The organism is Glycomyces sp. NPDC049804 (genome assembly GCF_040674615.1).
GTDB lineage: Bacteria > Actinomycetota > Actinomycetes > Mycobacteriales > Micromonosporaceae > Glycomyces > Glycomyces niveus.
The window spans coordinates 86,374-99,153 of record NZ_JBFAMQ010000007.1 but is presented as its reverse complement, the minus strand read 5'-3'; the positions used below and the strand labels follow the sequence as shown (position 1 = coordinate 99,153).

Genomic DNA, 12,780 nt, shown 5'->3' with positions numbered 1-12,780 from the left:
CTACTTCCCTTCAGTCTCGGGCGCGGTGTCGGCGAGCAGGGTGTCCTGGGTGGACTCCAGGGCGGCCGCGACGCGGTAGGTGATGTCGTCGCCCATGACCGGGCCCATGACCTGCAGGCCTACGGGCATGCCCTCGGAGAGGCCGACCGGCACGGAGACGCCGGGGCCGCCGTAGAGGTTGGTCGGGATCGTGTAGAGGTCGGCGAGGTACATCTGGTACGGGTCGCCGGTGCGCTCGCCGAACTTGAAGGCGATGAACGGCGTGGTCGGGCTGATGATGGCGTCGACCTGCTCGAAGGCCTTCTCGAAGTCCTGCTTGATGAGGGTGCGCACGAGCTGGGCCTTGCCGTAGAACGCGTCCACGTACCCGGCGCTGAGCGCGTAGGTGCCGAGGATGATGCGGCGCTTGACCTCCGGGCCGAACCCGGCCTCGCGGGTGAGGCTCATGACCTCTTCGAGCGAGTGCTGCCCGTCGTCGCCGGCGCGCAGGCCGTACCGGACGCCGTCGTAGCGGGCCAGGTTGGAGGAGGCCTCGGACGGGGCGATGAGGTAGTAGGTGGGCAGCGCGTAGGAGAAGGACGGGCAGGAGACCTCGACGATCTCGGCCCCGAGCTTCACGAGCTGCTCGACGCCGGCCTCGTAGGCGGCGATGACGCCGGCCTCGGCGGCGTCGGCGCCCTCGGCGAACTCCTTGACGACGCCGAGCTTGAGGCCCGAGAGGTCGCCGTTCGCGCCGGCCTTGGCGGCGGCGACGACCGGCGGGACGGGCGCGTCGATCGCGGTGGAGTCGCGCGGGTCGTACCCGGAGATGACCTCGTGGAGCAGCGCGCCGTCGAGGGCGTTGCGGGACACCGGGCCCGGGGTGTCGAGCGAGGATGAGAAGGCGATGAGCCCGAAGCGGGAGTTGGACCCGTAGGTGGGCTTGGCGCCGAAGGTGCCGGTGACGGCGCCGGGCTGGCGGATCGAGCCGCCGGTGTCGGTGCCGATGGCGAGCGGGGCCATCTTGGCGGCGACGGCCGCGGCCGAGCCGCCGCCGGAGCCGCCGGGGATGCGCCCGGTGTCCCACGGGTTGAGCGTCTTGCCGAACGCCGAGTACTCGGTGGAGGAGCCCATGGCGAACTCATCCATGTTCGTCTTGCCGAGGATCGGCATCTTCGCGGCCTTGATGCGCTCGGTGATCGTCGCGTCGTACGGCGGGATCCAGCCTTCGAGGATCTTCGAGGCGGCGGTGGTCGGCAGGCCCTTGGTGACCACGACGTCCTTGACGGCTACGGGCACGCCGGCGAGCGGGCCGAGCTCCTGGCCGGCGGCGACGGCGGCGTCGACCTCGGCCGCGGTGGCGAGCGCGCCGTCGCGGTCGACGTGGAGGAACGCCTTGATGGTGCCGTCGACGGCGGCGATGCGGTCGAGGAACGCGGTGGTGACCTCGACGGAGGTGAGGCGGCCCTCGCGGATGTCCGCGGCCAGCTCGGCGGCGGTCTTGTCGATGATGCGGCTCACGGCTAGGCCTCCTCGTCCAGGATGCGCGGGACGCGGAAGCGGTCCTCGGCGGTGTCGGGGCCGCCGGCGAGCACGGCGTCGCGGGGCAGGGACGGCTGGGGCTGGTCTTCCCGGAAGACGTTCACGAGCGGCACCGCGTGCGAGGTCGGCTGTACGCCGTCCGTGTTCACCTCGGCGAGCGTCTTCATCGATTCGAGGATGACGTCGAGCTGGCCGGCGAAGGCGTCGAGCTCGTCATCGGTGACTTCGAGGCGGGCCAGCCGCGCCAGGTGCGCGACTTCCTCGCGTGAAATCGTACTCACGACAGGTGTTTCCTAACGGTTACTAGCTGCGGGAAGACCAGTCGAGTCTAGGCCGTGCGCGGTCGGCGCCAGAGGCGGGCACCGCCCAGTGTGGGACTCGCGGACCGGGGCGCGGCGGGGGTGTGACGCACGGATCGCGAAAATCGATCGACACGGATCGAGTGACCTGGATACGACCCCCTAGCCACTGGACATGTGACGTGATACTCTTTCGTCACTGGTTCGGAACGGGTTTCCTGGTTTCCTTTCTGTTTCCTTGCTAAGAACGAGTCGGTGGGTGTTCCGACTTGTGGTGGTGTTCTCGAGCCAGTACAGGCCCCGGGCTTAGGCCCGGGGCCTGGTTCTTTGTATGGACTACAACGCATTCCCACTAGACGCGAATGCGCTCACTCGATCATTCCCCGACTCGTCGATGTCGCCGTGCCAAGCGCGCCAGAGAGCCGCGTAATGGCCGTCGAGCGCGATCAACTCGTCGTGACTCCCCAATTCGGCGACCCGTCCGTCTTCGACCACGGCGATGCGGTCGGCGTCGTGCGCGGTGTGCAGCCGGTGCGCGATCGCGATCACGGTGCGCCCCTCGAGGACCGCCGCGAGTGCCCGTTCGGTGTCGCGGGCCGCGCGCGGGTCGAGCATCGCGGTGGCCTCGTCGAGGATCACCACATCGGGGTCGGCCAGGATGATCCGCGCCAGCGCGATCTGCTGCGCGCTGGCCGCGTCGAGCTCCCGGTTCTTGCCGCCCAGCGGCGTGTCGAGTCCTTCGGGCAGGTCGAACGCCCAGTCCGCCCCGACAGCGGCGAGGGCGTCGTCGAGCTCCTGGTCGGTGGCCTCGGCCCTGGCGAGGATCAGGTTGTCGCGCAAGGAGGCCGTGAAGACGTGGTGCTCCTGGGTCACGAGGGTGACGCGCTTGCGGCGCTCGTCGAGCGGGAGCGCGGCGACGTCGACGCCGCCGATCGCGGCGCGGCCCTCGCGGGGCACGTCGGACCCGGAGATGAGGCGCGCGAGTGTGGACTTGCCCGCGCCGGAGGGGCCGACGACGGCGAGGCGCTGCCCGGCCGGGACGCTGAGGGTGACGCCGTGGAGCACGTCGCGCGGGCTGGTCGGGTAGGCGTACCGGACTTCCGTGAGGTCGACGGTGCCGTCCGCGGGCCGCTCGGCGGTGGCGTTCGCCTCGGCGTCCTCGGCCTCGGCGACGCCCTCGATGCGGGACATGGCGGCGAAGCCGCGCTGGACCTTCTCGACCCACATGAGGATGTGGTCGATCGGGAACATGATCTGGCGGGTGAGGACCGCGCAGGAGGCGACGGTGCCGAGGGTGACCTCGCCGTTGAAGTAGAACGCGCCGCCCACGAGCAGCACGGCCGCGGTCGGCAGCGCGTACGCGGCGTCGAGGAACGGGAAGTAGACGCTGCGCAGGAACAGCGTGTAGCGGGCGGCCTTCCAGTGCTTGGCGACCGTCGCGTCGCCGGCGGCGTCGCGCTGCGCGCCGAGCCGGTAGGCCTCGGTGGTGCGGGCGCCGTCGGCGGACGCGCCGATGGTGTCGCCGATGGTGGACTCGGCCTCGCGCTCGGCGAGGTAGCCGTTGCGGCCGCGCTTGAGGTACCAGCGGGTGCCGGTGAGCAGCGGCGGGACCACGACGAGCATGCACAGGCCGAGCAGCGGGCTGGCGATGAGCATGGCGCCGAAGAAGACCAGGACCTTGAGGATCGAGACGGTGACCTGCGGGAGGCCGTCGCGGAACAGGACCCCGGCCTCGGGCACGTCCGCGGAGGAGCGGGTCATGAGGTCGCCGGAGCCGGCCTGCTCGACCACGGGCATCGGCAGGCGCAGGGCGCGCTCGACGAACTGGACGCGCATGCGGGCCGAGAGCCGCTCGCCGAGGCGGTAGGAGACGTACGTGCCGGCCCAGGTGAAGCCCACGACCGCCACGATCGAGGCGACGATGCCGAGCGCGAGCCGGTCGACCTCGTTGGCGCCGGAGCCCGCGGCGAGCTCGTCGAGCATGTCCCCCAGCAGGATCGGGGCGACGGCGGCGGCGACCGCGGCCACCAGGTGCAGGCCCACGGCGGCGGTCGCGCGGCGCTTCTCGGAGGCGAGGAGCCGGAAGAACGCGCGGCGGACCGTCCGGGTGTCGGCGATCGGCAGTTGGTTCGTCCTCTTGTCGGCCGTCATGACTCTCCTCGGGTGACGAGTGCGCGGTAGTCGGCGTGGGCGGCGATGAGTTCGCGGTGCGTGCCGTGGGCGATGACCTTGCCGCCCTGGAGGAACGCGACCTTGTCGGCGCGGCCGAGCCACAGCGGCGAGGTGGTGGCGACGGCGGTGGCGCGGCCGCCGCGGGTCTCGGCGAGGCGCTCGACGATGCGGGCCTCGGTGTGCGAGTCGACCGCGGAGGTCGGCTCGTGCAGGAGCAGGGCCTCGGGGTCGGCGGCGATGGCGCGGGCGAGGCGCAGCCGCTGGCGCTGGCCGCCGGAGAGGGTGCGGGCCTGGTTGTCGACCTCGGTGTCGAGGCCGTCGGGGAGGGCCTCGATGACGTCGTGCGCGGAGGCGGCCTCGATGGCGGCCTCCACCCGGTCGCGGCCGTCCAGCGCGGCGACGGCGGCCGCGACGGTGCCCGCGAAGAGGTACGCGTCGTGGTCGGCGACGAGCACGCGGCGGCGCAGCTCGTCGCGGTCGAGCTGCGCGACGGGCACGGTGCCGAAGCGCGCTTCGGACTCGGTGAACCCGCCGATGCGGTCGAAGATCGCGGCGACCTGCTCGGAGTCGGAGGAGGCGACGGCGAGGAGTTCGCCGCCCGCGACGGTGAGGCCGGACTCGGGGTCGTGCAGCTCGGCGCCTTCGCGCGGGCCGGGCGTGGTCTCGGCGGGCGCTTCGCGCTCGGGGGTGTTGAGGAGCTCGCAGACCTTGCCGGCGGCGACGCGGCCCTCGATGATGCGGTAGGTGCAGCCGATGAGCCAGTGGACGGGCAGCAGCAGCGCGCCGGTGTACCCGAACGCGGCGACCATCTGGCCCGGTGTGAGGTCGCCGGAGGCGACTTGGCGTCCGGCGATCCAGATGACGACGCCGAGGAGGATCGCGGGTGTGCCCTCGCCGAGCGAGTTGAGCCAGGCGGTCGGCCCGGCGACCTTGTACCCGGCCGAGCGCAGGGCGTCGGAGTCGCGCCGGTAGGAGGCGTTGAAGCGGGCCTCGCCGCCGATGCCGCGCAGGACGCGCAGGCCGGAGACGATGTCGGAGGCGCGCTCGGTGATGTCGCCGACGCGCTCGCGGTACTGCTCTTGGCGGTCTTGGAGGCGGGTGAGCAGCGGGCCGGTGATGAGGCCGACGATGATCACGCCGATGAAGATGGTGGCGCCCAGGGCGACCGAGGTGTTGAACAGGAGCACGCCGACGGTGATGAGGCCGACGAGGCAGCCCGCGGTGGGGGCGAGGGAGTCGACGGCCCACGAGATCCGGTTGATGTCGGTGGCGCCGACGCTCACCACCTCGCCGGTGGTGAGCTTCTTGCGCAGGTCGTCGCCGAGGCGGTTGACCTTGCGGGTGGCGAGTTGCAGGACCCGGTAGGAGGCGTCCGCGCGCCAGTACACGGTGAGGCGGTGCGACCAGACGATCATCCCGGCCGTGACGAATCCGGCGAGGACCATGCCGATCGCCCAGAACGAGAGCGCGCCCCAGTCGCGTTCGCGCAGGCCGTGGTCGACGGCGCCGGTGAGGAAGAACGGCAGCGCCGGGAGGGAGCCGAGGGCGATGCCGGAGGTGACGAGCGCGGCGGCCATGAGGCCCTTGCGGCGCACGGCCAGCCATAGGAGGAGCCGCCAGGGCGTGCCCGGCGGCGGCGCGGCGTTCGCGGCGGACGCTGGATCGCCCCGTGTCCCTTCGGGGAGCAACGGGTCGTCCAAGGGCAGCTCGGGGGCGCGGAGGAACCTCACTAGCCGAGCGTAAAGGGAGGGTCCGACAGGCGGCAATCGATTAACCCCCCGAACGGGTGCCTAGCAGCGGATTTCGACCCGCGCGCGAGTCCGGAAGAGACGAAGCTCGCATTCCCGAAAATAGAACGAATCGGACCCTCGTTGAAATTGCCTCACATCGGCTCGTACACTCAGCGCGTCACACCGGTACCTGACCACACCGAGGAGGCCGCCATCCGGACGCAGCAGCGTCGCTCCGGCAACCGCCCTCGTGTGGCGGGACTCCTGACGGCGGGCTCCGCACTGGCCTTCGGCCTGCTCGGATGGATTGCGGCCCATGGCATCTCCGCGTGGCTATTGCAGCACAGCCACGGCGGCGCGGCCCCGTGGCACCTCGACCGCCACGCGGGCGAGGCGGCGCTCTTCGCCGGGTGCCTCGCACTGGGCTCGCTCCTCGCGCTGCTGGCGGCCCCGGCCACCGGCCGACCGGGAGGCCCCGGCCGCAAGCGCACCACCCGCCTCTCGGCCCTCGTCTCGGTCGGCGCGTTCCTCGCGACCGACATGACCGAGCGCATGGTCGCCGGCGACCACCCGGTGCCGCCGTTCACGGTGCTCCTCATCGGCCTCGCCGTGTACGCGGCGATCGGCACCGGCACCTCGCTGCTGTGGCGCTACTGCCTGACCAGGGCCCAAGGCGTGTCGCGTCTCCTCGACCGGACCGACCCGCAAGCGCCGCAATGCCACTCGACGTTCGCCGAACGCACCGAGTCGTTCCGTCCGGCCCGCTTCGCCGGCATCTGCGCCGGCCGCTCGCCGCCCGCGCTGGCGTAATCCCCCGCCGCCGCACCGCGACCGCGGTGCCGCCTTGCCCTGCCCGGCCGACGTCCCGCGACCATCCGACAGGAGCCACGCCATGCCTGCCCTGCGATTCGAAGACCTCCTCCAAGACCCCGACCGCGAACGCGACGGCGACCGCTGGGGCGCCGACGGCCGCCCCGTCCTCCTGCTCAGCGAGACCGGCGCCGACCGCTCGGCCTGGTGGCCGGTGGCCGCCCGCCTCGCGAGCGAGCACGCCGTCGCCGTCCTCGATCTCCCCGAACACCGGCCGATCGGCGACCAGGCCGAAACCCTCGCCGACTACGTCGCCGCCATGGGCACACGCGCCCCGATCGTGGTCGGCCACGGCCCGGCGGCCCTCGTGGCGACGCTCTTCGCGGCCCGCTACGTGGCCCACGCCGTGGTCAACATCGAAGCGCGCCTTGACGAATCATTGCCCGACCCCGACCGCGAACGAGCGCGGCAGGAGATCGTCGACGGCCCCCGCCGCCCGCGATGCCGCTACCTGTCGGTCTTCGCCTCCCTGCCCGGCGCCGGGTACGAGACCTGGCTGGAGGGGCGCATCCCGGGAGCGGTCTGCACGACGTACGAGACCGAGGGCGCCTTCCCGCACCTCAACGCGCCCAAACGCTTCGCCGCCGACATCCGCGACCTCGCCGCGTGATCAGGCGGGCCGCAGCCCCGCGAGGAGCGCAGCGTGGTCGGCGGCCCAGTCCCGGTAGGTGCGGGGCGGGCGGCCGAGGAGGCGGGCCGCGTCGTCGGTGAGCTCGGGGGCCCGGCCCTCGAATGCGGCGTACCTGGCGATGAACGAGGCCGCCAGCTCCGGCGGCAGGCCCATCGCGGCGATCAGGTCGGCGAACTCCACCACTGTGGACTCGCGGAGCCGCAGGGGCCTGCCGGTCACGTCGGCTATGGTCGCGACCATTTCGGCCTGTGTGACCGCCGCCGGGCCGGTGAGGACCGGCTTGGTCCCGTGCAAGCCGTCGTCGAGCAGCGCCAGGGCGGCGACTTCGGCGACGTCCCGCGGGTCGATGACGGCTTCGGCGAAATCGGCGTAGGGCCAGGCCACCTCGTCGCCCGCCGCGAGCTGCCCGCCCCACTGCGGGAGCGCCATGTGGGCGTACACCTGGGGGCGCAGGCTCACCCATGCGAGGCCGCTGGACTCGGCGGCGGCCTCGCATTCGCGGTTGCGGTCGCGGACGTACCGCGACGGCTGCAGCGCGAGGTCCTGATCGACGTTGTACGCGGCCAGCGCGACGAGGCGGCGCACGCCGCGCTCGCGGGCGAGGTCGGCGAACGCGGCCGTGGCGTCACGGATCGCCCTGGAGTTCATGAAGACCGCCGTCACGCCTTCGAAGTGCGGGGCGATCGTCTCGGGCCGCGACGGGTCGCCGGCGACGACCTCGACGCCGGCCGGGAGTCCGGCGTTCTCCGGATCACGGCTGACGGCCCGGACCGCGACCCCGCGCGAGGCGAGCGCGGCGACGAGCGGACGGCCGACAGCGCCGGTGGCACCGGTTACGAGGATCATGGGGCTGCTCCCATCGGGTGGCGGACGATGCACGACCTACCTTGCCCTGCAACGGGACCCGTGTCATCGCACTGTCGCAGGCATCCGGTGCTACCGCCCCGGTCGCAGCTCGCACGCCGCCTTGCTCCCCCGGGCGCACCGGCGAGGCGTTAGAACAACCCGATCACGAGCGCCATGGCGAGGAACAGCACGAGCTGATACGCGGTGTTCAGTACCGTCAGCTTCGCGGGCTTCAGCTCGAACGCGTTGTGCTGCAGCAGGGTCGATGCGGAGAGCGTCGACCACGCCGCGAACCCGACGACCAGCGCCAGCCACACCGAGTCGTCACCGGCGGCCTCCGCCGCGATCGCGATGCCGAATGCGAGCCCGACCGCGCTCAGGCCGTTCGCGATGAGCAGCTGCACCATGTTCCGCCTGCTGGCCCGCTTGGAATCCGCCGGGTCGATGCCCGTCAGTGCCGCCCAGAGAGCCGAGAACGCCTTGCCGTACCAGACTCCCGCCACGACCATGCCCACCGCGAGCGCGAGCGCCGTCGCCGACCAGTTGATTCCCATGGCGCTGATGATGGCAGGAGACCCCGACATTTCGGCCCCGAACCGCGCCGGCGCCTCACCCTTCCGGGTAGAAGACGAACAGGCGGCAGCCCGTGGTCGATTGCGGGACGTGGCTGGAGCCGGCCGGGCAGTGGATGAACGAGCCGGGCGGGTAGTCGCGCACGCCGTCGTTGAAGACGCCGGAGACGACGAAGACCTCTTCGGGTCCGGGTTCGTGGACGTCGAGGTCCGGCCAGACGGCGCCGGGGGCGATGTCCACGACATGGCAGGAGCGGCCGCCTTCGCCCTGCCACATCCGGCGAAGGGTGATGCCGTCGGTGAAGTTGCGGGCGGGGACGTCGTCCACGTGCGACCAGATCATGTCGGTCATGACTCCTCCATATATCAGTAGATTGTGATACGAACGGAATGTATCATGCAACCCTGATGGATTACCTCGACGTAGACGACCGGCTGTTCGACATCGGGCGCGCGCTCGGCTGCCGCGTTCGCCTTGCGCTGCTTCGCACACTGGCCGCGGGCGAGGCCTCGGTCGGCGAGTTGGTGGCGCGCACGGGCAGCACCCAGCCGAACGTCTCCAACCACCTCGCGACGCTCCGCGACGCCGGTCTGGTGGCGGCCGACCGGGACGGCCGGGTCATGCGATACCGGCTGTCGTCGGCGAGCGTGGGCGATCTGGTGCGGGCGCTCGACGCCGCTGCGGGCGATGCCCGCTCCAGTGGCGCGTAGGATGCTCGACCATGCCTGATGCGTCCGAACACCTCAGTGCCACAACGGAAGCGTATGACCGGGTGGCGGTCGAGTACGCCGAGATCGTGCGCGACGAGTTCGACGGGCTCCCGCTCGATCGGGCGGTGCTGGCCGCGTTCGCCGAGTACGTGCGGTCGGGCGGGCCGGGGCTCGTGGCCGAGTTGGGGTGCGGGCCCGGCCGGGTGACCGCGCACCTGCGGGATCTGGGGCTGGAGGTCTTCGGCGTGGACCTGTCGCCCGCGATGATCGACATCGCGCGGCAGGAGCATCCCGATCTGCGGTTCGAGGTGGGCTCCATGGACGCGCTCGACCTGCCGGACGGCGCGCTCCGCGGCGTCGTCTCCTGGTACTCCGTGATCCACGCCCCGCCGCGGAAGGTGGCGGCGTACTTCGCGGAGTTCCGCCGGGTGATCGCCCCTGACGGGTGTCTGCTGGTCGCGTTCTTCGAATCCGAGGGCGACCCGGTCACCCAGTACGACACCCGAGTGGTTCCGGCCTACCGCTGGCCGATCGACGAGCTCGCCCGGCTGCTGGGCGAGGCCGGTTTCTCTGAGATCGGCCGGATGCTGCGCGAGCCGCGCGCCGGGGAACGCTACCGCCGCGGTCACCTGCTGATGCGCCGCCTCACCGCTTCGAAGTGAGCATCGGCGACCCCCGCGGCCGCGAGGTACGCGGCCACTCCCCCATGCGCGCTGTCGAAGTGGTCGAGCAGGTCCTGCATGGTCTCCGGGTCGGTCCCTTCGGTGAGGGCGTAGTCGGCGACGATGTCGTCAGGTGACGCTCCGGCGATCGTCAAAGCCAGCGCCACGAGGATGCCGGTCCGGTCGCGGCCGCCATGGCAGTGGACCAGGACCGGGCCCGGCGGTGCCTCGGCGAGCGCGATGAACGCGGCGGCGACGCGTTCAGGAGCGTGGTCGACCTCGGGCCGGTAGTCGTCGGGTGCGGTCGGGTCGAAGCCCGGGTAGACGCCCAGCAGCGGCAGGTTCACATAGACCTCGTCATCGGCGAACGGGCTCGGGAACTCCCGCGCCTCCCAGCCGTGCCGCAGATCGATGATCCGCCGCACCCCGAGCGCGCGGACCGCCGCAATGCCGACCTCGGTCAGCAGGTCGTGGTTGTCCGAGCGCAGCAACGCATTCACCCGAACCGAGCCGCCGTTCGCGAGCGGAGTCCCCCCGAGATCGCGGGCGTTCACGCAGTCGGGCAGATCGAGAAAGGGCATCGGCGCTCCATTCGGCTCGGCGGCGTGGGGGCGAACGGTACAGCAGGGGGCTTCGATCGAGGTGCCTTGTCAGTTTCCGGTGAGCCGGTCGATCCAGCTGGAGCCCCCGGCGGCGGGCTGCTGGTCGCGGCGGCGGTCGGCCACGAACTCGACCACGATGTCGACGAGCTTCTCGGGGCTGTTCGTCGTGGTGATCGCGCGGGGGTGCAGGGCCGCGGCCGTGTGCGCGCTCGGGTTGCTCGAGAGGATCACGGCGGGCGTGGGGATGCCCGCGGTGACCATGCGGTCGAGGAGCTTCGTCCCGGCGGTGTCGCCGTCGGGTTCGCCTTCGCGGCGCATGTCGGTGATGACCAGGTCGTACGGCCGGTGCCGGAGCGCGCGCACGGCCTCGTCGGTGGAGAGCGCCGTGTCCACGGTGATCCCGGCCGTGCGGAAGAGCCGCACCAGGGTCTCGTTCCATTCAGGATGGTCGTCGACCCACAGGATCGCGCCGCCCTGGAGGTCGCCGGCGGCCAGCGCGAGTTTCGTCGCGGCGCGGCGGCTCCGGGTGTCGGACGGGGCGGGCTGGTACGCGGGCGGCTGGTAGGCCGGTGCGGGCCGGCCCCAGTACGGGGCGTTCTGGCCCGGCGCCGGGTAGTACGGGTTGCCGGGCGGCGGGGCCAGGACCGGGTACGTGGGCGGGATGTTCGGGGCCTGCTGGTTCGGGGCGGTCAGGGTGGGCTTCGGTTTGTGGCCGACCGGCCGCGGGGCCTCGGAGGCGTCGGCCGGGGGCGTGGCGAGCAGGGCCGGGTCCGGTTCGGGGGGCGCGGTCTGGACGTCTTCGATGTCCTCGTCGGCGGGTTCGGCGGGCGGGGACGGGACGACCGGAGGGGACGGCGGAGGGTTGCCGTAGACCGTGCCGTTGCCGGGCGGGACCGGTTGGGCCGGCAGGGGGTAGAGCGAGGCCCAGTCCGGTTCGACCGGCGGCGGGATCGGCGCGGGGCCGCGCCCTGCGGCCTGCTCCGCGGCCTGCTCGATGGCCTGCTGGGCGAGTTCGACTGTGACCCAAGGGGTCTCGACCTTGGTCATGCGCGGGGCCTGGGCGGTGAAGATGCGCTTGGCGACGGCCAGCGCGATGAAGCCGAAGCCGATCCAGAGGAAGGCGGGCAGCACCTTGATCAGTTCGATCCAGATGGCTTCGCTCATCGTTGGCTCCAAAAGGGGGTACCGGGGCCGGGCGTCTCCACCTTAATCGCCCATTGCCCCGGTACCTCCGGTGGCTCAACGGGTCAGGGCCTCGTAGAGGGCGATCCAGCGGTCCGGCGGGACGTGTCCGACGACCTGCCCGCGGTCGATGCCGGCCTCGGCGCAGGCGCGGTGGGCGTCGCGCCGGGGCACGACGCGGCACAGGGAGGCCACGAGGGAGCCGCCGACGCCGGAGAAGCCGAGGTCCACGAGGTCGCGCCAGTCGGCCAGGTCGGCCTCGGGCAGCAAGGGCGTCGGGCGGCGGCGCAGGTGGATCGCGGCGGCGTCGACCTGCGGCACGGGCCGGAACTCGCGGCGGTCGATGCGCATGCCGAGTGCGAACTCGAACGCGGGCCAGTGCTCGACGGTGAGGCGGCTCCAGCGGCCGTAGTCGCCGGTGTGCTTGCGGGCGAACTCGAGCTGGGTCACGAGTGCGGCCGAGGCGAGCGCGGGCGCGTTGAGGCACCAGCGGACGATGTCGGTGGTGATCCCGAAAGGCGCGTTGGCGACCACGTGGAACGGCTCGTCGGGCGGGTGCACGTCGCGGAAGTCGGCGCGGTGGCAGCGGAAGTGCTCGTGGTGGCCGAGCCGGGAGCGGAGGCGTTCGGCGAAGTGGCGGTCCTTCTCGTAGGCGGTGACGCGGCCGGCGCGGCCCAGCAGCGGCCGGGTCACCATGCCGTCGCCGGGGCCGACCTCGACGACGTGGTCGCCGGGGCCGATGCCGGCCGAGTCGACGAACTCGCGGGCGAGGTGCGGGTTGCGCAGGAAGTTCTGGGAGAGCGCCTTGCGGTTCGAGAGTTGCCTGGTTTCGCGGGCGCGCGGAAATTGGCTGCGGGACATGGGAAAGCTCCATGAGACGAGTCGAATCAGGACGAATCGATTCGCCTAGGCCCGCACAGGGGCGCAGCCGCCGGTCGGACGGCGGTCGAGTGAGAAGCGCTTGCGGGGGCCTAGGCCGCCG

At 72.0% G+C, this 12,780-nt stretch carries 14 protein-coding genes; 4 read left to right on the top strand and 10 right to left on the bottom strand.

What is annotated here, in order from left to right; translation table 11 throughout:
- The 4 genes from gatA to AB0K52_RS13445 form a co-directional block, all read right to left on the bottom strand.
- Positions 1 to 1,500 (bottom strand): Asp-tRNA(Asn)/Glu-tRNA(Gln) amidotransferase subunit GatA, encoded by a 1,500-nt coding sequence (gatA, locus tag AB0K52_RS13460; RefSeq protein WP_363530840.1) that lies wholly within the window; start codon positions 1,498 to 1,500, stop codon positions 1 to 3.
- 2 nt (positions 1,501 to 1,502) lie between these two features.
- On the bottom strand, positions 1,503 to 1,802 hold the full coding sequence (gatC, locus tag AB0K52_RS13455) for an Asp-tRNA(Asn)/Glu-tRNA(Gln) amidotransferase subunit GatC (protein WP_208498107.1): 300 nt from the start codon (positions 1,800 to 1,802) through the stop codon (positions 1,503 to 1,505).
- 354 nt (positions 1,803 to 2,156) lie between these two features.
- Positions 2,157 to 3,971, bottom strand: a complete 1,815-nt coding sequence (locus AB0K52_RS13450) for an ABC transporter ATP-binding protein (RefSeq protein ID WP_363530836.1) — start codon at positions 3,969 to 3,971, stop codon at positions 2,157 to 2,159.
- Positions 3,968 to 5,722 carry an ABC transporter ATP-binding protein gene (locus AB0K52_RS13445; protein ID WP_363530833.1) on the bottom strand — a complete coding sequence of 585 codons (1,755 nt, stop codon included), beginning with the start codon at positions 5,720 to 5,722 and terminating at the stop codon, positions 3,968 to 3,970. The genes AB0K52_RS13450 and AB0K52_RS13445 overlap by 4 nt, the downstream gene beginning before the upstream one ends.
- Positions 5,723 to 5,974: 252 nt before the next feature.
- On the opposite strand from AB0K52_RS13445, the gene AB0K52_RS13440 reads away from it, so the two are divergent.
- The gene (locus AB0K52_RS13440; RefSeq protein ID WP_363530831.1) at positions 5,975 to 6,532 is read left to right on the top strand and encodes a hypothetical protein; all 558 of its coding nucleotides are present in this window, start codon (positions 5,975 to 5,977) and stop codon (positions 6,530 to 6,532) included.
- 82 nt (positions 6,533 to 6,614) lie between these two features.
- The gene (locus AB0K52_RS13435) at positions 6,615 to 7,202 is read left to right on the top strand and encodes a hypothetical protein (protein ID WP_363530828.1); all 588 of its coding nucleotides are present in this window, start codon (positions 6,615 to 6,617) and stop codon (positions 7,200 to 7,202) included.
- On the opposite strand, the gene AB0K52_RS13430 is transcribed toward AB0K52_RS13435, so the two are convergent.
- The 3 genes from AB0K52_RS13430 to AB0K52_RS13420 form a co-directional block, all read right to left on the bottom strand.
- Positions 7,203 to 8,069, bottom strand: coding sequence for an NAD(P)H-binding protein (locus tag AB0K52_RS13430; protein WP_363530825.1), 867 nt, complete (start codon positions 8,067 to 8,069; stop codon positions 7,203 to 7,205). It lies immediately after the preceding gene.
- Between the two features lie 149 nt (positions 8,070 to 8,218).
- Complete coding sequence (locus AB0K52_RS13425) at positions 8,219 to 8,623, bottom strand: DUF1761 domain-containing protein (protein WP_363530822.1); 405 nt, start codon at positions 8,621 to 8,623, stop codon at positions 8,219 to 8,221.
- 55 nt (positions 8,624 to 8,678) lie between these two features.
- Positions 8,679 to 8,993 (bottom strand): cupin domain-containing protein, encoded by a 315-nt coding sequence (locus AB0K52_RS13420; RefSeq protein ID WP_363530819.1) that lies wholly within the window; start codon positions 8,991 to 8,993, stop codon positions 8,679 to 8,681.
- Between the two features lie 56 nt (positions 8,994 to 9,049).
- Here AB0K52_RS13420 and AB0K52_RS13415 point away from each other — a divergent pair, with 56 nt between their 5' ends.
- Together AB0K52_RS13415 and AB0K52_RS13410 are read left to right on the top strand one after the other, a co-directional pair.
- The gene (locus AB0K52_RS13415; RefSeq protein ID WP_363530817.1) at positions 9,050 to 9,352 is read left to right on the top strand and encodes a metalloregulator ArsR/SmtB family transcription factor; all 303 of its coding nucleotides are present in this window, start codon (positions 9,050 to 9,052) and stop codon (positions 9,350 to 9,352) included.
- Positions 9,353 to 9,363: 11 nt separating this feature from the next.
- Entirely contained in the window at positions 9,364 to 10,014 is a 651-nt protein-coding gene (locus tag AB0K52_RS13410) for a class I SAM-dependent methyltransferase (RefSeq protein ID WP_363530814.1), read from the top strand.
- Here the strand turns inward: AB0K52_RS13410 and AB0K52_RS13405 are convergent.
- The 3 genes from AB0K52_RS13405 to erm all read right to left on the bottom strand — a co-directional run bounded on the left by AB0K52_RS13405 (position 9,978) and on the right by erm (position 12,659).
- The gene (locus AB0K52_RS13405) at positions 9,978 to 10,595 is read right to left on the bottom strand and encodes a tyrosine-protein phosphatase (protein WP_363530811.1); all 618 of its coding nucleotides are present in this window, start codon (positions 10,593 to 10,595) and stop codon (positions 9,978 to 9,980) included. The genes AB0K52_RS13410 and AB0K52_RS13405 overlap by 37 nt on opposite strands.
- Before the next feature lie 69 nt (positions 10,596 to 10,664).
- A complete protein-coding gene (locus AB0K52_RS13400; protein ID WP_363530808.1) occupies positions 10,665 to 11,780 on the bottom strand; it encodes a response regulator in 1,116 nt (371 codons plus the stop codon).
- A gap of 75 nt (positions 11,781 to 11,855) precedes the next feature.
- Positions 11,856 to 12,659 (bottom strand): 23S ribosomal RNA methyltransferase Erm, encoded by an 804-nt coding sequence (erm, locus tag AB0K52_RS13395; RefSeq protein WP_363530805.1) that lies wholly within the window; start codon positions 12,657 to 12,659, stop codon positions 11,856 to 11,858.
- Positions 12,660 to 12,780: the final 121 nt, after the last annotated feature.